This window comes from Allobosea sp. Root381 (assembly GCF_001429395.1).
Lineage (GTDB): Bacteria > Pseudomonadota > Alphaproteobacteria > Rhizobiales > Beijerinckiaceae > Allobosea.
In genome coordinates this window covers 48,486-69,839 of the sequence record NZ_LMJT01000014.1, presented here as the reverse complement: position 1 = coordinate 69,839, position 21,354 = coordinate 48,486, and the positions used below count along the sequence as shown (strand labels likewise).

Here is a 21,354-nt window from a genome sequence, read left to right as displayed (position 1 = left end):
CTCAGGATGAGGGCTGAGTTGGTTGCTGGCGCCTGATCGCGGCGAGCTGCGATGGAAGACGTGGTTGGCCGGGACAAGTCCGACCATGACGCGCTATGAAACAGGCTCGCTCGCAGCCCGGAGATTCGCGTGACGCAGGCCCGTTTCAGTCCGATCCGCCGCGCGATGGTCCTGGCGGCGGGGCTCGGCCAGCGCATGCGCCCGATCACCGACACGCTGCCGAAGCCGCTGGTCAGGATCGGCGGCAAGGCGATGCTCGACCATGCGCTCGACCGGCTGGCCGAGGCCGGCGTCGCGGACGCGGTGGTCAATGTCCACCATCTCGCCGCGCAGATCGAGGGGCATGTCGCCGGCCGCGCGCAGCCGCGCATCACCATCTCGGACGAGCGGGCAGAGCTCCTCGAAACCGGCGGGGGCGTGAAGAAGGCGCTGCCGCTGCTCGGCGCGGAGCCGTTCTTCCACGTCAATTCCGACTCGCTCTGGAGCGAGACCGGCCCGTCCAACATGGCCGCGATGGCCGCACGCTGGGACGCGGCCGGCATGGACATGCTGCTGCTGCTCGCGAGGCGTGAGGGCAGCGTCGGCTTCGACGGGCGCGGCGACTTCTTCCGAGGCGATGACGGGCTGCTGACACGCCGCGGCAGCGCGGAGAGCGCACCTTACGTCTATGCCGGCGTCGCCATCATGAAGCCCGAACTCTTCGCGGACACGCCGGACGGGCCATTCTCGCTGAACCTGCTGTTTGACCGGGCGATCGCGACCGGCCGGCTGCACGGCCTCGTGCTCGACGGGCAGTGGCTGCATGTCGGCACGCCCGAGGCGATCACGCCGGCCGAGGCCGCCTTCGCCGAGGCGGCTCGCGTCCCGCGCCAGAGAGTCCATGCCTGAGCTCAACCTCTTCACCATCCCCGCCGGCGCGCCGTTCCTTGACGTGCTGGCGCAGGCGATGCTGGAGGGGCGCTTCGGCCCGGTCCACGACCCGGACGACCCCGCCGCCATGGCGCGGGCGACGCTCTATCTGCCGACGCGACGGGCGGCCCGCGCCTTCGCCGCTTGCCTCTCCGAGAAGCTCGGCGGGCGGCCTCTGCTGCTGCCGCGGATCATGCCGCTGGGCGATGTCGACGAGGCCGAGACGGCGGTGATCGGGGCCGGCGCCTGGACGGAAGCCCGGCTCGCGCCGATCGATCCGCTGGCGCGGCGGATGATCCTGACCCGACTCGTCGACGCCTGGGGCCGCAGCGCCAATCGCAGCCATCTCAGGCTCGATCCGTCCGAGCCCTCGCTGGTGCCGGCGACCCTGGCCGAGGCCTATGGGCTGGCCGGCGACCTTGCCGCCCTGCTCGACCAAATGCAGACCGAGGGCGTCGCGATCGAGCGGCTGGGCCAACTCGACGCGGCGCGCTTCGACAAGGTCTGGCAGCTGAATGCGAGCTTCCTCGCCATTCTCGGCGAGGCCTGGCCGGCGATCCTCGCCGAGCGCGGCGCCTGCGACCCCGCCGATTTCCGCAACCGGATGCTGGCGGCCGAGCGCGAACGGTTGCTCGCTGGCGAGGCGAAGGGCCCGATCATCGCGGCGGGCTCGACCGGAACCGTGCCGGCGACGGCGCGGCTGCTCGCGGCGATAGCCCGGTTGCCCAATGGCGCGGTGGTGCTGCCGGGGATCGATCTCGATCTGGACGGGGAGGCCTGGGACGCGATCGCTGCGGAGCCCGCGCCCTCGCATCCGCAGGCGGCCCTTCACCACCTGCTCGACACGCTGCAGGCGACCCGCGACGACATCCGCCCGCTGGCCACGCCGGACACGACGCGCGCGGCCCGCTCGCATCTGCTGCGCGAGGCCTTGCTGCCAGCCTCCGTTACCCAGAGCTGGGCCGATCTGCAGGCGCGGCTCGGCGGCGAGGAAGCCGCCCTCGCCTTCGGCGACCTGCGGCTGGTCGAGGCCGCCGACGAGCGGCAGGAGGCGCTCACGGTGGCGATCGCGCTGCGCGAGACGCTGGAGGATCCCGGCCGGCAGGCGGCGCTGATCACGCCCGACCGCGGGCTGGCCGAGCGCGTCACCATCGAATTGCGGCGCTGGGGCGTGGAGGTCGACGATTCCGCCGGGCTGCCGCTGTCGCGCTGGCCGGCCGGCTCGCTGCTGCGGCTGATCCTGGAGACCGCCCTGGCGCAGCTGACGCCGGCGAGCCTGGTGCCGCTGCTGGCGCACCCGCTCTGTCGGCTCGGCCTGCCGCGCGAGGCCGTGGAGCACGGCGCCTCGGCGCTGGAGATCGGGCTCTGGCGCGGCGAGGCGATCGGCCGGGGTCTCGCCGGGCTGCACGAGAACCTGGAGCGCTGGGCCACGCTTCAGGCGGAACGCCATGTGCCCCGCCCCCGCCGCCGCCTCACCGAAGCGGATGCGGCGGCGGCTACCGCCGTACTGAACGGGCTCGGCGGGGCGCTGGCGCCATTGCTGGAGGCGCTGTTCCTGGCGGAGCCCTCGCTCGCCGCGGTGGCTCAGGCCGCGCGCGAAGCGGTCGAGGCCGTCAGCCGCGACGAGGACGGCCATTCGCGCGCCTTCGCCGGCCCGGACGGCGAAGCGCTGGCCGGGCTGTTCGATGATCTCGACGCGGCGCAGGCCGACATGCCGCAGGGCGGCCGGCCGCGCGATTTCATCGCGATCCTCGACGGCCTGCTGGCGGAGAAGGTCGTGCGCCGCGCCGGCGGCGGCCATCCGCGCGTCAAGATCTGGGGCCTGCTCGAGGCCCGTCTGCTGGAGGCCGACCATGTCGTGCTCGGCGGCCTCAACGAGACGGTCTGGCCGCCCGAGGCCAAGACCGACGCCTTCGTCAACCGGCCGATGCGGACCGAGCTCGGCCTGTCGCCACCGGAACGCCGCATCGGCCAGACCGCGCATGATTTCGTGCAGGCGCTGGCGGCACCGCGCGTGACGCTGACCCGCGCGCGCAAGGCCGGCGAGGCCGAGACCATCGCCTCGCGCCTGTGGCAGCGGCTGAAGGCGGTGACGCCGGAGCCGGTCTGGACGGAAGCGCTCGGGCGCGGGCAGCGCCTGAGCGGGCTCGCCGCGGCGCTCTCCGCCCCGGCCGCCGATGCGCGGCCGATCGCACGGCCGGCGCCGAAGCCGCCGCGGGCGCTGCAACCGCTCACCCTCAGCGTCACCGATGTCGAGACGCTCTATCGCGACCCCTACCAGATCCATGCCCGCCGGATCCTCAAGCTCGACGCGCTCGATCCGCTGGTCGAGGATCCGAGCGCGCAGGACCGCGGCAACCTGCTGCACGACATCGTCGCGAGCTTTGCCGAGACCTATCCGGAGCAGCTTCCCGCCGATGCGCTGGGCCGGCTGATCGCGATCGGCGAGGAGAAGTTCCGTGCCTTCGACGATGCCCCGGAGGTGCGCGCCTTCTGGTGGCCGCGCTTCCTGATCACCGCCGGACATTTCATCGGCTGGGAGCAGGCCCGACGCGGCCAGCTTTCGCGGATCGGCGTCGAACTCGGCACCGGGGCGGAATTCCCGCTCGCGGACGGCGCGCGCTTCCGGCTCAGCGGCCGGGCCGACCGGATCGAGCTGACGCGGGAGCCGGCGCTCAGGATCATCGACTTCAAGACCGGGGCGCCGCCGAGCAAGGCGCAGGTCGAGAAGGGGTTCGCGCCGCAACTGACGCTGGAGGCGGAGCTCGCGGCGCGGGCCGGCTTTCCGCCGCTCGCCGGGCCGACGCCGGTCGAGGCGCTGCTCTATCTCAAGCTGCATCATGATCCGAAGGGCTGGGCCAAGGACAAGCCGCTCGATTTCGATGGCGAGCCGCTTGCCGATGTCGCCGCCCGCCATCTCGAGCGCCTGCTCGAGCATCTCGATGCGCTGCGCAGCGGCCGCGAGGCTTTCGTCTCGCGGCGCGCGCCGGACTATATCCGCTATGCCTCGCCATACGACCATCTGGCGCGGGTCAAGGAGTGGTCTGCCGCTTCCGAGGGCGACGAGGGGGGCGAGGCGTGAAGGCAGGCTGGATCGTCCCGCCGCTCACCAACCAGCGCCAGACGCTGGCGGCGGAGCCGCGCCTCAGCGCCTGGGTCTCGGCCAATGCCGGCTCGGGCAAGACGCATGTACTGGTCAACCGGGTGCTGCGGCTGCTGCTCGACGAGGTCCAGCCGAGCCGGCTGCTCTGCATCACCTATACCAAGGCCGCCGCCGCCAATATGGCGAACCGGGTCTTCGCCGCGCTCAGCGCCTGGGCGACCATGCCCGAGGCGGAGCTGGTCGCGGCACTGGAGAAGCTGACCGGGCAGGCGCCCTCAGCCCTCCAGCGCGCCGCGGCGCGGCGGCTCTTCGCCCAGGCGCTGGAGACGCCGGGCGGCCTGAAGATCGAGACGATCCACGCCTTCTGCACCCGCGTGCTGCAATCGGCCCCGTTCGAGGCCAATGTGCCGCCGCGCTTCGAGGTGGCGGACGACCTCGCCCAGGCCGAGATGCTGCAGGAGGCGCGGCGCGAACTGCTGCGGCTCGTGGCGGCTGCACCGGACAGCGCCGAGGCTGAGGCACTCGACCTGCTCGCCCGCCATGCCGCGCAGGACACCTTCGAGGCGATGGTGCAGGAAGCGCTGCGCCAGCGCGCTTTGTTCAACGACAGCGAGGGCCGCGCCCGCGATCCCGAGGAGATGCGTGCGGGCATCGCGGATGTGCTGGGGATCGCACCCGATCTCGCGGCCGAGGCGGTTCGCGCCGGTTTCCGCGCGAACCTTGCGCAGATGGCGGGGCTCGCGGCCCTGATCGATGCGCTCTCTGCCGGCAGCCAGACGCGGCAGAATTTCGCCGCGACGCTGCGCAGCCTCATCGCCGGTTCCGATGACGGCGATCCCGTCGCCTTCTGCCGCCGCGGCTTCATCACCGATGCCGGGACGATCAACATCAATATCCGCGGCAAGGGCAAATCCGAGTTCGAGGCGCCGCTGCTGGCGACGCTGGAGGAACTCGCCGCCCGCCTGCTCGCCGCGGCAGACCAGCTCAACGCCATCGCGATCCGCGACCGGAGCCATGCGCTGGCGCTGCTGGTGACGCGGATGCTCGCCTCCTATCAGCGCCAGAAGAGCGAGCGCTCGCTGCTCGACTATGACGATCTGATCGCGAAGACACGCTCGCTGCTGACGCGGATCGAGGCGGCCTGGGTGCTCTACAAGCTCGATGCCGGCATCGACCACATCCTGCTCGACGAGGCGCAGGACACCGGCGAAGCGCAATGGGCGATCCTGCGCAAGCTCGCCGAGGAGTTCAGCAGCGGTGGCGAGGGCCCGCAGGAATTCAACCCGAAGCCGCGCACGGTCTTCGTCGTCGGCGACGAGAAGCAGTCGATCTACGGCTTCCAGGGCGCGGCCCCGGCCGCCTTCGGCGAGGAGCGCCGCCAGCTCGGGCAAAGGCTCGACGCGGCCGGGCAGCGCTTCGAGCCGATCAGCCTCAACACCTCCTTCCGTTCGGCGCCGGACATCATGCGGGCGGTCGATGCCGTCTTCGCGGTCCCCGAGCATGCGCGCGGCCTCGTCTTCGACGGCGCCGAGCGGCCGGAGCCGCATGACACGGTCCGCCGCGGCGCCGCCGGCAGCGTCGATCTCTGGCCGCTCAGCGCCAACGACACCGGCGAGCCGCCCGATGCCTGGACGACGCCGGTCGATGCGCCGGAGCGGCGCAGCGGCACCGCCAAGCTGGCGCAGCGCATCGCAGCCACGCTCGACGCATGGAGGCGCCGCGGCGTCGACGATCTCGGCAACCGCTTCCTGCCCGGCGACGTGATGATCCTGCTGCGCCAGCGCGGCGCGCTGTTCGAGAACATCGTCAAGGCGCTGAAGGACGCCGGCGTTCCCGTCACGGGCCGCGACCGGCTCACTTTGGCCGAGCATCCGGCGGTCGAGGACCTCGTCGTGCTCGGCCGGGCGCTGCTGCTGCCCGAGGACGATCTGACGCTGGCGACCGCGCTGAAGACGCCGCTGATCGGGCTCGACGACGACGACCTGCTGCGGCTGGCGCCGGGGCGAACCGGTTCGCTCCGGGCCGCGCTGCACGAGGCGGCGGCGAGCGAGCCGCGCTACGCGGCGGTCGAACGGAAACTGGCGGAGCTCAAGGCCGAGGCCAACCGAAGCGGTCCGTTCCGCTTCTTCGCCCGGCTGCTCGGCCCGGGCGGCGGGCGCAACCTGGCGCTGGCGCGGCTCGGTGCGGAGGCCGGCGATGCGCTCGACGCCTTCCTGACCGCGGCCCTCGACCATGAGCGCCGCCACGGCCCCTCGCTCGCCGGCTTCCTGCAGCATGTCAGCGAGGCTGCAACGGACGTGAAGCGCGACCTCTCGTCGAGCGCCGGCGAAGTCCGGGTGATGACGGTCCACGGCGCCAAGGGCCTGGAGGCCAAGGTCGTGATCCTCGCCGATCTCGGGGTGGCGCCGGGCGCGAAGCGGCTGCCAAAAATCCTGGCGATCGAGCCGCCGCGCCGGCAGGCCGTGCCGATCTGGCCGCCCTCCAGCGCCGAGGACGCGCAGGCGACGAGCGCGGCCAAGGCCCGCGTCGTGGCCCAGATGGTGGAGGAGCACCACCGGCTGCTCTATGTCGCGATGACGCGGGCCGAGGACCGGCTGATCGTCTGCGGCGCGCAAGCCAAGGGCGAGGCACCCGAAGGCAGCTGGTACGCGATGATCGAGGCCGGGCTCGCCGCCTCCACGACCGGGTTGAACGAAATCGGCGAGGGCGAGCAGGCGATCCGGCGCTTCATGGCCTCGGTACCACAGGTGCAGGAAGCGGCAGAGGCACGGCCTGCGCCCGCGACCGAGCGCGTCCCCGGCTGGCTCTATTCGCTCCCGCCGCGCGAGGAGGAGCCCGCGCCGCCGCTGAAGCCGTCGAGCGCATTGTCCGCCGCCGATCAGCCGGAGCGGCCGGTCGACGGGCCATTCCTGGCCGCGGCGGCCTCGGCCGGGCGCTTCGCCCATCTCCTGCTGCAGATGCTGCCGGAGATCGCGCGCGACCAGCGCGAGCCGGTGGCGCAGGCGCTGGGCCAGGCGCGCGCCGGGGCCGTGCCGCCCGAGCGGCGCAAGACGATCATCACCGACGCGCTGGCGCTTCTCGACGAGCCCGCGCTGGCCGGGCTGTTCGCGCCGGGTTCGCTGGCGGAGGTGCCGATCTCGGGCGCGGTCCGGCTCTCCGGCGGCCGCAGCCGCCCGGTCTCGGGGCAGATCGACCGGCTGGCGGTCTCCGCCGACGAGGTCGTCATCGCCGATTTCAAGACGGCGGCGCGCCCGCCCCGCGACGCGAGCGCGATCCCCGAGACAACGCTGGCGCAGCTTGCGGTCTACCGCGCGCTGGTCGGCGAGATCTATCCCGGGCGCCGGGTGCGCGCGCTCCTGGTCTATACCGCGACGCTGACCCGGCTGGAGCCAGACCCGGCCCGGCTCGACGCCGTGCTCGCCGGGCTGAGCGGCGCCGACGTGCCGGCGCAGATGGAGCTGGGCCTCGTTTGACGTTGCCGCGCCATCATGTGCGGGGGACAGACCCGACTCCGCGCCGGACGCGCCTTGACCCGGCTCCGGCGCGTTCCTAGCTTTCCGGGCGAAGGCGGCGCGGCCGCCACATCTTTTATGAAAGGCTGCATGCCATGGCGACGATCAAGGTGACCGATGCGAGCTTCGAGGCGGATGTCCTCAAGGCGGACCAGCCGGTCGTGGTGGATTTCTGGGCCGAATGGTGTGGCCCCTGCCGGATGATCGGCCCGGCGCTCGAGGAGATCGCGGGCGAGCTCGACGGCAAGGTCAAGATCGTGAAGATGAATGTCGATGAGAACCAGGCGATCCCGGCCCAGTTCGGCATCCGCTCGATCCCGACCCTGATGCTGTTCAAGGACGGCAAGCTGGCCTCGCAGAAGGTTGGCGCCGCGCCGAAGAGCGACCTGTCGCGCTGGATCTCCGGCGCCGTCTGAGCCTCGCCGCTCCGGCGATACGAAAAGGCCCGCCACCCTTGCAAGGATGGCGGGCCTTTTTTTCGTCCGTGACCGGCCGGATCAGCCGTTCTTTTTCATGCCGTCGACGCTGAAGGCGCCGGGGCCGGCGGCGAAGATGTAGAGGAAGATGAAGCAGAACAGCATGGCCGCCTCGCCGCCGTTCAGCAGCGGGTAGAAGCCCTTAGAGCCATGGGCCATCCAGTAGGCTACGGCCATCATGCCCGAGAGGACGAAGGCGGTCGGGCGGGTCAGGAAGCCGACGAGCACAAGTGCGCCGCCGAAGACCTCGAGCACGCCGGCGGTCCAGGACAGCGTGAAGGCGCCGGGCATGCCCCAGGCCGGCGGGGCCGGAAAGCCGAACAGCTTCTGCGTGCCATGCGAGATAAAGCTCAAGGCTGTGAATATCCGCAGGAGGGCCAGGAAGTAGGGATCGAGGCGTTTGACGGAGGCGAGGGCGGACATGGGTCTCTCTTTTCTGCTTCAGACTAAAGGGTCGCTCGGTAGCGCGGCGCGAGGCCGAATTTGCCCTTGGGCTCCCATCAACTCGATCTTTTCATGCCTGATGACGGATTGTCGCAGGCTGCGCAATATCGACGCGAGGCAGAGAGCGGCTTGCACTATTGCAACATCTTCACGTTGCCGCGACCAGATGGCCGTCGGAAAGCCGGGACGGCCCGTGGAGCCTTAACCACCCCTTAAAAGCGCCATGTTTCACTCCTGTGTGGAGCCTCGTCGCGTGTCCGGAGTATCGCGGCATGCGGTATGGCGGAGCAGGATGAACGACCGGATGGGACGGGGCGAGTGGCGCGAGCCCTCATTCGAACAGGGACGTGGCGAAAGCCGCGACGATTTCGACATGCGCCTCTCAGACGATGATCGCACCCTGCGTGGCCATCGCGGCCCGCAACGAAGCGAGCCGCGCAGCCAACCCCGACGCGACAAGCGCGCGGGTGGCGGGGGCGGCCGGCGGCGCGGACGCAAGGGCCGTTCCTTCCTCGGCGGGCTGTTCTACTGGACGATGGTGCTGGGCCTGTGGTGCGCCATCGGCGTCGGCGGACTCGTCGCCTATCATGCCGCCCAGCTGCCGCCGATCGACCAGCTCACCGTGCCGAAGCGGCCGCCGAACATCGCGATCCTCGCCGCCGACGGCTCGCTGCTCGCCAATCGCGGCGAGACCGGCGGGCGCACCGTCACCATCGGCGAGGTGCCGCCCTACCTACCTAATGCCTTCGTCGCGATCGAGGACCGGCGCTTCTACGACCATTTCGGCATCGACCCGATCGGTCTGACCCGCGCCGTCGTCAACAATCTGCGCCGCACGGGCGGCGTCCAGGGCGGCTCGACGCTGACCCAGCAGCTCGCCAAGAACCTTTTCCTGACGCAGGAGCGTACCGCGGCCCGCAAGATCCAGGAGGCGATCCTGGCGCTCTGGCTGGAGCGGACCTACAGCAAGGACCAGATCCTCGAACTCTATCTCAACCGCGTCTATTTCGGCTCGGGCGCCTATGGCGTCGAGGCTGCGGCGCAGCGCTACTTCAACAAATCGGCGCGCTCGGTCACCATCGCCGAGGCCGCCATGCTGGCCGGGCTGGTGCAGGCGCCGTCGCGCCTCGCGCCGAACCGCAACCCCGAAGCGGCCGAGAAGCGCGCCCAGCTCGTGATCGCGGCAATGGCCGACCAGGGGCTGATCTCGCAGAACGCGGCCAAGACGGCGCTGGTCGCGCCGGCCGAGGCCGCCGAGCGGATCGGCGCCGGTTCGGTAAACTACGCCGCCGACTATGTCATGGACGTGCTCGACGACTTCATCGGCGCGGTTGAGGGCGACGTTACGGTGCTGACGACGATCGACACCAAGCTGCAGTCCTCCGCCGAGACGATCCTGGTCGAGGCGCTGAGCGCGCAGGGCGCCAAGCTCCATGCCGGCCAGGGCGCCGTCGTCTCGCTGGCGCCGGACGGCGCGCTGCGCGCCCTGATCGGCGGCCGCGACTACACCAAGAGCCAGTTCAACCGCGCCACCGCGGCAAAGCGCCAGCCCGGTTCGGCCTTCAAGCCCTTCATCTTCCTCGCGGCGCTCGAGAGCGGGCTGACGCCAGACACGATCCGCGAGGATTCACCCGTGACGATCCGGGGCTGGAGCCCTGAGAACAACAGCCGCACCTATCGCGGCCCGGTGACGCTGCAGACCGCCTTCGCCCATTCGCTCAACACGATTCCCGTGAAGCTGAACCAGGAGGTGACACCGCGCGCATCGGTGCAGGTCGCGCAGCGGCTCGGCATCTCCTCGGCGCTGCAGGCCAATCCTTCGCTGGCGCTCGGCACCTCCGAGGTGACCCCCGTCGAGCTCACCACCGCTTTTGCCGCCTTCGCCAATGGCGGGCAGGCCGTGCTGCCCTATGTCATCCGCGAGGTGAAGTCGGTCACCGGCAAGGTGATCTATGCGCGCAAGCCCGCCAATCTCGGCCCGGTGATCCAACCGCAGCAGCTCTCGATGATGAACGCGATGTTCCACGAGGTCATGACCAGCGGCACCGGCAGCAAGGCCAACATCGCCGGCTGGGAGGTCGGCGGGAAATCCGGCACCACGCAGGATTTCCGCGACGCCTGGTTCGTCGGCTTCACGGCGCGGCTGGTCACCGCCGTCTGGATCGGCAATGACGACAACAGCACGATGAGGCGCGTCTTCGGCAGCGGCCTGCCGGCCGAGGTCTGGGCCAAGTACATGCGCGCCGCCCATGCCGGCATGCAGCCGGCGCCGCTGCCGGGCGGGCTCTGGCACGGCGCACCAAAGTCGATCTTCGACGGCGGCGCTCCCGTCGCCGGGATGCAGCCGCCCGCCAATACCCAACCGGCCGACAGCGACCGCGCCTGGATCCCGCCGGCGCCACGGGAGAAGAACTTCCTGGAGCGGCTGTTCGGGGGCTGATCGGGTCAGGGCCGGGACGAAGGTCCCTCGGCTCTCAGCTCTTCGCTGCCCGCACCGCCGCGCTGGCATGGAACAGGGCCAGCGCCGCGACGCCGATCGCCGACATCACCAATGGCAGGGGCAGCGCGCCGCTCTTCAGCGCGTGGCCTACCAGGAGCCCGACGCAGGCCGAGAACAGCATCTGGCAGAGCCCGGTGAAGGAGGAGGCCGCGCCGGCGCGATCCGGGAACGGCATCATCGCCGAGGCCTGGGCCTGCGGCATGGTCAGCCCGACGCCGCAGGCATAGAGCGCCATCGGCACCACTACGCCCAGCGGTCCGCCGAAGCCGCTCAGCACGCAGAGCAGCATGGTAAGGCCACCGGCCGCGAGGCAGGCGACGCCGAGCGCGATGACCCCGTCCATGCCGCGCGAACCGACCAGGCGCTGCGCGATGATGGTGCCGAGGATGTAACCCAGCACCGCGAATCCGAAGGACAGGCCGTAGCGGATCGGCGTCAGGCCGTAGATGTCGATCAGCACGAAGGACGAGCCGGAGATGAAGGCGAACAGCCCGCCATAGGCCAGCGCGGTGAGCCCGACATAGACGCGGAAGGCCCGGTTCGCGAGCAAGGTGCCGAAGCCGCGGATGATGGCGAGGAAGGAGAGCGGCTCGCGCGAGCGGCTGCGCACCGTCTCGGGCAGGAACAGGATCACGACCGCCGCCAGCCCGATGGCGAAGACGAGCGAGGCGACGAAGGTGGAGCGCCAGCCGAAGGCCTGCTGCAGCAGACCGCCGAGCACCGGCGCGACCGCCGGCACCAGCCCCATGATCATGCCCATCCGCGCCAGTTCGCGGCCGGCGCGCGGCCCTTCGTAAAGATCGCGCACCATGGCGCGGCCGAGCACGATCGGGCCCGAGGCGCCGAGCGCCTGGAAGGCGCGGGCCGCGGTCAGCGCGCCGATCGAGGGCGCCAGCGCACAGGCCAGGGTCGCCAGGACGAAGATGCCGAAGCCGACCAGCAGCACCGGCTTGCGGCCAAGCCGGTCCGATAGCGGGCCCCAGAGGAGCTGGCCGCCGGCGAAGCCGAAGAGGAAGGAGGAGAGCGTTGCCTGGGCGCCGGCGACGTCGCTGCCCATCACCCGCGCAATGTCCGGCAGGGACGGCAGGTAGAAATCTGTCGCCAGCGGCCCGAGCGCCGTCAGCATGGCGAGGACGGCGGTCATCGCCAGGGTGTCGGGGCGAAGCTTCATGGAGCGCGGCCTTCGGTGAACGGCAGGCGGCTGTCTAGGCCCGCTCGATCAGGCTGTCGAGGCTCAGCCGTAGGCGTGCAGCCCGGCGCCGTTACGCTTCAGCCAGGCCTCGGCCTCCTCCGTGCGCGGGCAGAGCTTGTGCGTCAGCGCCCAGAAGCGATGCGAGTGGTTCATCTCCTTGAGATGCGCGACCTCATGAGCCGCGAGATAGTCCAGCACCAGAGGCGGCGCCATGATCAGCCGCCAGGAGAAGTTCAGGTCGCCGCGCGAGGAGCAGGATCCCCAGCGGCTGGTGGTGTCGCGGATCGTGATCCGGCGTGCCGGAATACCGAGCGCGGCGGTATGGCGGCCCACTGCCTCCTCGAGGTCCTGCAGGGCGGCGCGGCGCAGGAAATCCTTGATGCGACGGGAGACATGGGCGCCATCGCCTGCGACGGCGAGGATCGGCGCGCCGTCCGGGTCGAGCGTGGCCTGGGTCAGGCCGCGCGCTTTCGACCAGTGCACGATGCGATGCGGCGTGCCGCGAAAAGGCACGCTCTCGCCCGGCACGAAGGGCACCGCGAGGGGACGCTTGGCCATCCGCGCCGCGATCCAGCCGCCATGGTTCTCGGCGAAGATCCGCCCGGCGCCGAAATCGGCGCGCTCCGGCAGCGTCAGAGTGATCTCGCCGCTGGCCTGCGAGACGCGCAACGTCATCCGGCGCGCACTCGCCCGCCGCTTCACCAGCACCGGATAGAGCATGCCGCCATGGCGAACCTCGATCTGCGCGGGATCGGGCTTGCGCTTGAACAGGGAGAGCCGCATCGGCAGCGATTGTGCGGGATTCGCGGACGATCCGAAAGAGGCCTTGGCCGCGCTCAACCCATGCGGGTTGCGAGAGTCGCTTGGTCGAGGCCAGCAAGAGCGTCGATAAGATGCATCGCGAAGCTGCCCGGCCCGGCGCTGCGCTCGGCGGCGATCTCGCCCGCGATGCCATAGGCGGTGAGTGCCGTCGCGGCGGCGAGTACCGGATCGGGCTCGACGGCGCAGCAGGCGGCGACGAGAGCGCTCGAAGCGCAGCCCAGCCCGGTGACCTTCGTCATCAGCGGATGGCCGTGGCCGATATCGACGACGCCGGAAGGGCCCTCGATTCGGTCGATACGGCCCGTGGTGACGCGCGTCGCGCTCGGCGCCAGGGCGAAGCGGGGAGCCAGCGCCTGCATTTCCGTAGCGTTGCCGCGAACGACGATGCCGGAAAGGCGCAGCGCCTCCTCGGCGAGGCGCATGCGCAACGGCGAGAGCTCGACGAAGACGGGGTCCAGCACCAGCGGCTTGCCGCCGGCACGCGCGACCTCCAGGAGCTTCGGCACCGCCCGCTCGCCTTCCGGGCTGATCGTGCCGAGATTGATCAGGATCGCGCCGGCGCCCGCCGCCACCGACGCGACCTCCTCGGGATGGCTCGCCATCGAGGGGATGGCGCCGAAGGCGAGCAGCATGTTGGCGGTGACGTTCTGCGCCACCGTGTTGGTGAGGCAGTGGATGCGCGGGCGGCGTTCTGCCACCCGCGCGAGGACCGAAGAGACGGTCGCGGTGTCAAAGCTTTTCTGGAAAGCGTTCATTCCGCCGCAGGTAGATAGATGCTGGCGCCCTTGTCGAGGAATTCCTTCGACTTGGCCACCATGCCTTCGGCAGCAAGCGCTTCGAGATTGGCGCGTTCGTTGTCGCTCATCGCCAGTACCTCGGCGCGCAGATCCTGCGTGATCTTCATCGAGCAGAATTTCGGCCCGCACATCGAGCAGAAATGCGCGACCTTGTGGGCATCCTTCGGCAGCGTCTCGTCATGGAAGGAGCGCGCCGTGTCGGGGTCGAGCGCCAGATTGAACTGGTCCTCCCAGCGGAAATCGAAGCGGGCGCGGGAGAGCGCATCGTCCCGGATCTTCGCGGCCGGATGGCCTTTGGCGAGGTCGGCGGCATGCGCCGCGATCCTGTAGGTGATGACGCCGGTCTTGACGTCGTCACGATCGGGCAGGCCGAGATGCTCCTTCGGCGTGACGTAGCAGAGCATGGCGCAGCCATACCAGCCGATCATCGCCGCCCCGATGCCGGAGGTGATGTGGTCGTAGCCCGGCGCGATATCGGTGGTGAGCGGCCCGAGGGTATAGAAGGGTGCCTCGCCGCATTCGCGCAGCTGCTTGTCCATGTTCTCCTTGATCTTGTGCATCGGCACATGGCCCGGGCCCTCGATCATCACCTGGCAGCCTTTCTCCCAGGCGATTTTGGTGAGTTCCCCCAGCGTCTCCAGCTCGGCGAACTGGGCGCGGTCATTGGCGTCGGCGATCGAGCCCGGGCGCAGGCCGTCGCCGAGCGAGAACGAGACGTCGTAAGCCCGCATGATCTCGCAGATCTCGTCGAAGCGCTCGTAGAGGAAGCTCTCCTTGTGATGCGCCAGGCACCAGCGCGCCATGATCGAGCCGCCGCGCGAGACGATTCCGGTGACGCGGTTCGCGGTAAGCGGGACATAGGGCAGCCGCACGCCGGCATGGATGGTGAAGTAGTCGACGCCCTGCTCGGCCTGCTCGATCAGCGTGTCCTTGAACACCTCCCAGTCGAGCCTGATCGGATCGCCGCCGACCTTCTCCAGTGCCTGGTAGATCGGCACCGTGCCGATCGGCACCGGCGAATTGCGCAGGATCCAGGAGCGGATGTTGTGGATGTTGCGGCCGGTGGAGAGGTCCATCACCGTGTCGGCGCCCCAGCGGATCGCCCAGACCAGTTTCTCGACCTCCTCGGCCGCGCCCGAGGTCACGGCCGAGTTGCCGATATTGGCGTTGACCTTGACCAGGAAGTTGCGGCCGATCGCCATCGGCTCGAGCTCGGGGTGGTTGATGTTGGCCGGGATGATGGCGCGGCCGCGGGCGATCTCGTCGCGAACAAACTCCGGCGTGACGAATTCCGGGATGCTGGCGCCGAAACTCTCGCCGTCGGCATGGCGCTCGCGGGCACCCTCGAGCATGGCGGCGCGGCCGAGATTCTCGCGATGCGCCACATAGATCATTTCCGCCGTGACGATGCCGGCGCGGGCGAACTCGTATTGCGTCGCCATCTGGCGCGACCGCGCCATCAGCACCGGGCGCTCGGCTGGGCAGGCCGGGACGAGGTGGTCGGCTGAGATGTTGCCGTTGTCGGCGGCCGTCACTGCCCTCCCCGGAACGCTGTCAAAGCCGCGGCCTTTCAGCCAGTCGCGCCGCGGCTGCGGCAGGCCGGCATTGAGGTCGATCTTCGCATCGGTTTCGGTGAAGGGGCCTGAAGGATCGTAGATCCTGACAGCCGGCTCGGCGTCGGTCGAGAGCAGGACCTCGCGGAACGGCACCCGGATCGAGGCATCCTGCGGCGTCGGGACATAGATCTTGCGTGAGCCGATGATCGGCCCGTTGGTGACGCCGGTCGGCGCACCGAAGGCGCGGTTTTTCGGGGGGGTGGGGATGTTCATTTCTAAGGATCTCCGCCTTGTTCAAGGTTCAGGAGATCCGGCGTCGAAGCGGTTCAAGCGCTGTGATGCGGATGCAACTATGGCGCTGCACCGCGTTCCAGTCCCTCCGCCGGTATGACCCGGATCAGGTTCGATGGGTTCGGCCTGACGGCCATCTCAGCTCTTGCGAGCACCCCTCGGAACGGGATCGAGGTTAGGCGGGCTTAGGAGGTTGTGCAACCGCCTCAGGCGGTGATGTCGACCGACTGGCCCTGCCCTTCCGGGAGGACGGCCTGCATCTGCTCGGCGCCCTGCTGCAGAAGCGCCAGCACCGACTGCTCGGACGCCGCCTGCTGCTTCATCATCTCGGTCTGCAGCGCCTGCTGGGTGGCCAGCGCCTGCATGACCGCGAAGCTCTGCGCGATGGCGAAGGAATCACTCATGGTTACAAGTCTCCTGCGCCAGCCATAGGCGCAGAAGCTTGACCGTTCATGAACGCTGCCTCGCAGGATGCGCGCTCAAGGCCCCGCGGGGGCCATGATCGAAGGGACGCCGCGCGGCATCGGCACATCGCGATCCAGACGCTGAGCCACCGCCATGGGCTGGCGCCGCTCGACGCCGTCACGCGCAGCGACGCTAGCGCGCGACGTCGCATCGGGATCGAGCGCAGGCGCGGAGCGTGCGAGCGCGAGATCGAAGGGACGGGGCGGCGGCAGCGGCGCGAGCATCATGGTCTGCGCGCTTGCGGCGATGGGGGCGAGGATCGTTCCGGCGAGGATCAGACCGGCCGAGACGCTGTTTCGAAGCTGCATCGTTTGGCTCCCTGCATTCCGTGACATGGCCTCAAACCGGCCTTTGCAAGGAAACGACGCGAACTGCGCGAGAGTTCCGGCCAAGCCTACAAGAAGGCCGCCTTGCGGCGGCCTTCGTCGTTCGGCTGTGATCGGCTCGGTCAGCGCTGCTGGCCGGCGAGCAGCGGCGTGATGCGCCGGAGCGTGACGCGCCGGTTCTGGCGCTCGGCTTCCTGCGTGGCGACCTTGAGGTACTGCTCGCCATAGCCCTGCGTCGTCAGGTTCTCCGCCGGCACGGCGAAATCGCGCGTCAGGATTTCGGCGACGGACTCGGCCCGGCGATCCGAGAGCGACAGGTTGTCGATGTCGGCGCCGACGGCGTCGGTATGCCCCTCGACGAGGAAGACCTCGTTCGGAGATTTCTGCAGCGCGCGCCGGATCGAATCCGCGATCACCTGGAGGCGCTGAGCCTGGCCCTGCGCCACGTCCCAGGAACCGCTCTCGAAGGTCACGGTGTCGATGTCGACGCTGCGCATCCGCGCCCGCAGATCGGGCGAGTAGCGGACCTCGTCGAGGGTGTAGCGACGCGGCAGCGGCGCCAGCGGCGGGGCGACGATGGTCTCGTAGATCAGGTCGCGATCGGCCCGCTCGGCATCGACGATATAGCGCTCGCGCGGGATGCGCAGCTGCGGCCGCTCAAGCACGACGACCTCGTCCGAGAAGCGCTGGCGCGGCCGGTCGCGGCGGGTGTTGTCGATGATCACCACCTCGCGGTCGTTGCGATCGAGCCGAGCGCGGCGGATCAGCCGGCCATCCGCATCGGTCACCGTGACGATACGGGTGCCGTCCGGGCGCTCGAAAACGGTGCGGTTCTCCTCGCCCCGCCGCTCGGTGCGTCCTTCCAGTCCGAGATCGCGGAAGCGCTGCGTCTCGTCGCGGCGGATGATGGTGCGCTCGCCGTCGCGCAGGATGGTGCGGCCGGGCTCGCGGATGATGGTGACGTCACCCTCGCGCCGCTCCTCGCGGCGGCCGCGGATATCGTCGATCCGGTCGGCCCCTTGGGTCGCCATGATGCCGCCGATCGCGCCGGCCGCCGCACCGATCGCAGCTGCGCCGCCAAGCCCGATGCCGTCGCGACGGCCCTGGCGCTGGTCGGGCGCCGGCGGCTGGCCGGGTACCGGAGGCGCCGCTGCGGGCGGGGTGGCTTCGGTCTGGCCCGGACCGGGACGGCCCTCGCGCGGCGGACGCGGCGGGGCGCCGGGCGGGCTGCCGGCAGGCGGCGCGGCGGGAGCGGCCTGCGGCGGCGTGGCGGGCTGGGCGGGCGCCACCGGCGCAGCCGCAGGGGGCGGCGGAGCCGGGGGCGCGGACTGAGTCTGGGGGGCGGGAGTGGGCCTCGGCGCCGCCGGCTCCGCCGGTGTCGGGCGCGGAGCGGCGGCAGGCGGTGCGGCTGCTGGCGGTGTGGCTGCGGGCGGCGGAGCAGCCCGGTCAGGGGCCGGGACACGTGGCGGCGGCGTCTCGGCGCCGGGCGGACGCGGCGGCGTCGGCCGCACGGTAGGCGCGCCGGTCGCCGGCGGCACGGGCACCGGCCTTCCGGGAGCGGCGCCATCGGGCGTGGCGATCGGCGGCGCGGGGCGCGGCATCGGCGGGTCGCGGCGCGGTTCTGGCGCGGAGCGAGCGGGTGCTGCCTCGGCGGGCGGACGTGGGGCGGCAGCGGGCGGAGCGGCCTCGGCTGGCGGGCGTGGAGCGGCGGCGGGCGGAGCAGCGGGAGCCCTCGGCTCGGCCGGGCGCTGGGCTGCTGGCGGAGGTGCGGCAGGCGCCGGCGCGCGCGGTGCAGGCGCCGCAGGAGCGCCGGGAGCTGCGGGAGCCTCCGGGCTTCGCGGCGGACCGGGCGGGCGCTCGCGGCGCGGCTGGCCGGGCTGGTCCTCGGCCGGCGGCGGCGCTTGGGCGAGTTCGAACGGCCTGTCGACCATCGCTCCCGTCTGCGGCGCGGCGAAGCCGCCCTGCGCCAAGGCGAGGGAAGGAAGGATGGTGCCGACCAGAAGCCAGTTCTTGTTTCGCGTCATGAGATCCGTTTCCAGTTCCAGATTGGGCCATCAACGCGCCGCCGCGCTGAATGCCCCCTGAACCAAAAACGGCGGGAATCCGGCGTTGTTCCGGCGGCAAAACGGCCCGCGACCCGCGGTCGCGGCTGCCGCCAAGGAAGTCCGGATACGTCAGATGCCGGCTTCGGCCTTCACGAAGGCCGCGATCTCGTCATGCCGCGCGAACCAGACGCCCGGCATCTCCTTGATATGCGCGATCAGCTTCTCGAGGATCCAGATGCGCGAGCGGTAGGTGATCACATGCGGGTGCATGGTCAGCAGGAACAGCCCGCCCTCCTCATAGGCGCGGTCGAATTCGCGGCGGAAGATGTCGAACACGGCTTCCGGCGCCGTATAGGGACGAAGGGCCTGGAAACGGTTCATGTTGAAATAGACCGCGTCGTCCCGGATCCATTCGACCGGCAGTTCAACGATGCCGGTCGGCTCGCCCTTTTCGACGAGCTCATAGGGGTCGTCATCGGCGAAGAGCGAGGAGTCGTAGAGCAGGCCGAGTTCGCGCTCGACCGCAAGCGTCACCTCCGAGAAATCCCAGGACGGGGTCCGCATGCCGACAGGACGAACGCCCGTGACCTTCTCCAGCGTATCGGCGGAGCGCAGATGCAGCTCCCGCTCGGCATCCGGCGGGACGGCGGTGTTGACCTCGTGGATCCAGCCATGAAGACCGACCTCATGGCCTTCCGCGATGACGCGTCGCTGCTCGTCCGGATAGAGCAGCGCGGTCACGGCGGGGACGAAGAAGCTCGCCTTGATATCCTCCTTCTTCATCAGATCGAGGATGCGCGGCATGCCGACGCGGTTGCCGTATTGCCCCCAGGACAGCCGCCCGACTGAATTGCCGCCGTCGCGCAGTTCGTTGGTCTCGTGATCGACGTCGAAGGAGAGCGCGACGGCGCAGCGGGCGCCGTCCTTCCAGGCGGAAGGCTTCAGGTTACGGCCGGCGCGGACGCGTTCGACCTTGGCGCGCCAGGTCTCCTCCGGCCACTGCCAGGGAAGGAGTTCGGGTTCGGGCATCGGGCGTTGCTCCTTTGGTTCGCGTCATGCTCGGGCTCGACCCGAGCATCTCTGGCGGGAGTTTCTCGGGTCTGCGCTACGCTTCGCCCGAGAATGACGCCTGGGTCAGGTGGCCACCGGCAGCACGGGCACGGCCGCCAGCAGGCGCTTGGTGTAGGCGTCCTTCGGATTGTCGTAGACCGCGCCGGCCAGGCCGCTCTCGACGATGCGGCCGCGATGCATGATCGCGACGCGGTCGCAGAGATGGCGCACCACCGAGAGGTCGTGGGAGATGAAGAGCAGCGTCAGGCCGAGTTCCTGCCGCAGCCGGATCAGCAGGTTGATGATCTGCGCCTGGATCGAAACGTCGAGCGAGGCGACCGGCTCGTCGCAGACCACCACATCGGGCTGCATGGCGAGCGCACGGGCGATCGCCACGCGCTGGCGCTGGCCGCCCGAAAACTGGTGCGGATAGCGGCCGGCGAAGGTCGGGTCGAGCCCGACGGCGGCGAGCCATTGCGCGACATAGGCCGGGGCTTCCGCCCGTGTCACCAGCCCATGCGCCAGCGGGCCCTCGGCGATGCCGTCGCCTATGCGCATGCGCGGATTGAGCGAAGCAAATGGGTCCTGGAAGATGGTTTGGATGCGCGTCGTCGTCTTGTGTGGCCGCTCGCCCGCGCTCATCACCGGCTCGCCGTCGAGCCGGACTTGGCCGCTGTCGGGCGCATAGATGCCCGCGACCATGCGGCCGAGCGTGGATTTCCCGCTGCCGGATTCGCCGACCAGGCCGAGCGCCTCGCCCCGCGCCAGTGACAGGCTGACATCGTCGACCGCCTGGACGAGTGGCAGCGGACGGGCGAGCCCGGCCTTCTGCACCAGAAGGCGCAGGACGCCGGCCTTGTGCTGGAAGCGCTTACCGACATGCTCGACCACGACATGGTGGGCGCCGGCGCCCGCCCGTGCCGGCTCCGGCCGGCGCGCAAGGCGCGGCGGCGGCGCGGCATCGGTTCCGGCGCCGCGCGCCAGCAGCGTGCCGGGCTTCGCGCGGGAGGGCAGCGCGTCGAGCAGGGCCTGCGTGTAGGAATGCTGAGGACGGGTCAGGACCTGTAGCACCGGGCCGGTCTCGACCAGTTTGCCGTGGCGCATGACGCAGACATGGTCGGCGATCGAGGCGACGGTCGCGAGGTCGTGGCTGATCCAGATCAGGGCGGTGCCGAGCTCCGCCACCAGCTCCTTCATCTCGGCCAGGATCTCGGCCTGGATCGAGACGTCGAGCGCGGTCGTCGGCTCGTCGCAGATGATCAGCTTCGGCCGGTGCAGCAGCGCGATCGCGATGGCGACGCGCTGGCGCATGCCTCCGGAGAACTGGTGCGGGTAGAAGTCGATCTTGCTGTCGGGCTCGGGAATGCGGACCTGAGCGAGCGCCGCGATGGCGCGCCTGCGCTTTTCGGCACCCGAGACCTTCTCATGCGCCTCCAGCGACAGCCCGATCTGCGCGCCGATGGTCAGCATCGGGTTCAGCGTCATCATCGGGTCCTGGAAGACCATCGAGATCGCCTTGCCGCGGATGGCGCGCAGCTCCGCCGCGGGCAGCCCAACGAGCTCGCGGCCCTCCAGCCTGACGGAGCCGGAAACGATGCGCCCCGGCGGATCGATCAGCCCGATGATCGAGAAGCCGGTGATGCTCTTTCCGGAGCCGGATTCGCCGACGAGGCCCATCACCTCGCCGCGGGCGAGGCTGAAGGAGACGCCGTCGACGGCCTTCACCACGCCGGCGCGGGTTTCGAAATGGGTAGCGAGATCGGTGACCTCGAGGAGGGGCGCGTCGGTCATCAGGCCGCTCCTCCGCCGTCATTGCGAGGAGGCGCAGCCGACGAAGCAATCCAGTGGGGCTCGCTCGACGGCCCC

At 70.3% G+C, this 21,354-nt stretch carries 15 protein-coding genes and 1 riboswitch; of the genes, 5 read left to right on the top strand and 10 right to left on the bottom strand.

Annotation, left to right across the window (positions count from 1 at the left end; all coding sequences use genetic code 11):
• Positions 1 to 165: 165 nt before the first annotated feature.
• The 4 genes from ASE63_RS14145 (at position 166) to trxA (ending at position 7,940) form a co-directional block, all read left to right on the top strand.
• The gene (locus ASE63_RS14145; protein WP_056802154.1) at positions 166 to 888 is read left to right on the top strand and encodes a nucleotidyltransferase family protein; all 723 of its coding nucleotides are present in this window, start codon (positions 166 to 168) and stop codon (positions 886 to 888) included.
• Positions 881 to 3,991, top strand: a complete 3,111-nt coding sequence (gene addB, locus ASE63_RS14140; RefSeq protein ID WP_056802108.1) for a double-strand break repair protein AddB — start codon at positions 881 to 883, stop codon at positions 3,989 to 3,991. Before ASE63_RS14145 ends, addB begins: the two co-directional genes overlap by 8 nt.
• Positions 3,988 to 7,485 carry a double-strand break repair helicase AddA gene (addA, locus tag ASE63_RS14135; protein ID WP_056802106.1) on the top strand — a complete coding sequence of 1,166 codons (3,498 nt, stop codon included), beginning with the start codon at positions 3,988 to 3,990 and terminating at the stop codon, positions 7,483 to 7,485. The genes addB and addA overlap by 4 nt, the downstream gene beginning before the upstream one ends.
• A 134-nt stretch (positions 7,486 to 7,619) precedes the next feature.
• Positions 7,620 to 7,940: a thioredoxin gene (gene trxA / locus ASE63_RS14130; RefSeq protein WP_056802104.1), complete on the top strand. Its 321-nt coding sequence runs from the start codon at positions 7,620 to 7,622 to the stop codon at positions 7,938 to 7,940.
• Positions 7,941 to 8,021: 81 nt separating this feature from the next.
• Here the strand turns inward: trxA and ASE63_RS14125 are convergent, their stop codons facing one another.
• Complete coding sequence (locus ASE63_RS14125; RefSeq protein ID WP_056802102.1) at positions 8,022 to 8,423, bottom strand: DoxX family protein; 402 nt, start codon at positions 8,421 to 8,423, stop codon at positions 8,022 to 8,024.
• 325 nt (positions 8,424 to 8,748) lie between these two features.
• Between ASE63_RS14125 and ASE63_RS14120 the strand changes: the two genes are divergently transcribed.
• The gene (locus ASE63_RS14120; RefSeq protein ID WP_156410349.1) at positions 8,749 to 10,884 is read left to right on the top strand and encodes a PBP1A family penicillin-binding protein; all 2,136 of its coding nucleotides are present in this window, start codon (positions 8,749 to 8,751) and stop codon (positions 10,882 to 10,884) included.
• A 34-nt stretch (positions 10,885 to 10,918) separates the two neighbouring features.
• Here the strand turns inward: ASE63_RS14120 and ASE63_RS14115 are convergent, their stop codons facing one another.
• The 9 genes from ASE63_RS14115 to ASE63_RS14075 all read right to left on the bottom strand — a co-directional run bounded on the left by ASE63_RS14115 (position 10,919) and on the right by ASE63_RS14075 (position 21,279).
• Positions 10,919 to 12,115 carry a multidrug effflux MFS transporter gene (locus tag ASE63_RS14115; RefSeq protein ID WP_056802097.1) on the bottom strand — a complete coding sequence of 399 codons (1,197 nt, stop codon included), beginning with the start codon at positions 12,113 to 12,115 and terminating at the stop codon, positions 10,919 to 10,921.
• Between the two features lie 63 nt (positions 12,116 to 12,178).
• Positions 12,179 to 12,919, bottom strand: coding sequence for a SprT family zinc-dependent metalloprotease (locus ASE63_RS14110; RefSeq protein WP_056802095.1), 741 nt, complete (start codon positions 12,917 to 12,919; stop codon positions 12,179 to 12,181).
• Positions 12,920 to 12,972: 53 nt separating this feature from the next.
• A complete protein-coding gene (locus tag ASE63_RS14105) occupies positions 12,973 to 13,713 on the bottom strand; it encodes a hydroxyethylthiazole kinase (protein ID WP_056802093.1) in 741 nt (246 codons plus the stop codon).
• The gene (gene thiC / locus ASE63_RS14100) at positions 13,710 to 15,584 is read right to left on the bottom strand and encodes a phosphomethylpyrimidine synthase ThiC (RefSeq protein WP_056802091.1); all 1,875 of its coding nucleotides are present in this window, start codon (positions 15,582 to 15,584) and stop codon (positions 13,710 to 13,712) included. The genes ASE63_RS14105 and thiC overlap by 4 nt, the downstream gene beginning before the upstream one ends.
• Before the next feature lie 83 nt (positions 15,585 to 15,667).
• Positions 15,668 to 15,771: riboswitch (TPP riboswitch) on the bottom strand.
• 37 nt (positions 15,772 to 15,808) lie between these two features.
• Positions 15,809 to 16,006 carry a hypothetical protein gene (locus ASE63_RS14095; RefSeq protein WP_056802090.1) on the bottom strand — a complete coding sequence of 66 codons (198 nt, stop codon included), beginning with the start codon at positions 16,004 to 16,006 and terminating at the stop codon, positions 15,809 to 15,811.
• 75 nt (positions 16,007 to 16,081) lie between these two features.
• Complete coding sequence (locus tag ASE63_RS14090) at positions 16,082 to 16,375, bottom strand: hypothetical protein (protein ID WP_056802088.1); 294 nt, start codon at positions 16,373 to 16,375, stop codon at positions 16,082 to 16,084.
• Between the two features lie 140 nt (positions 16,376 to 16,515).
• Positions 16,516 to 17,682 carry an OmpA family protein gene (locus tag ASE63_RS28415; RefSeq protein ID WP_244491409.1) on the bottom strand — a complete coding sequence of 389 codons (1,167 nt, stop codon included), beginning with the start codon at positions 17,680 to 17,682 and terminating at the stop codon, positions 16,516 to 16,518.
• Between the two features lie 885 nt (positions 17,683 to 18,567).
• Positions 18,568 to 19,467, bottom strand: coding sequence for a polysaccharide deacetylase (locus tag ASE63_RS14080; RefSeq protein ID WP_056802085.1), 900 nt, complete (start codon positions 19,465 to 19,467; stop codon positions 18,568 to 18,570).
• A gap of 105 nt (positions 19,468 to 19,572) precedes the next feature.
• On the bottom strand, positions 19,573 to 21,279 hold the full coding sequence (locus ASE63_RS14075; protein ID WP_056802082.1) for an ABC transporter ATP-binding protein: 1,707 nt from the start codon (positions 21,277 to 21,279) through the stop codon (positions 19,573 to 19,575).
• Positions 21,280 to 21,354: the final 75 nt, after the last annotated feature.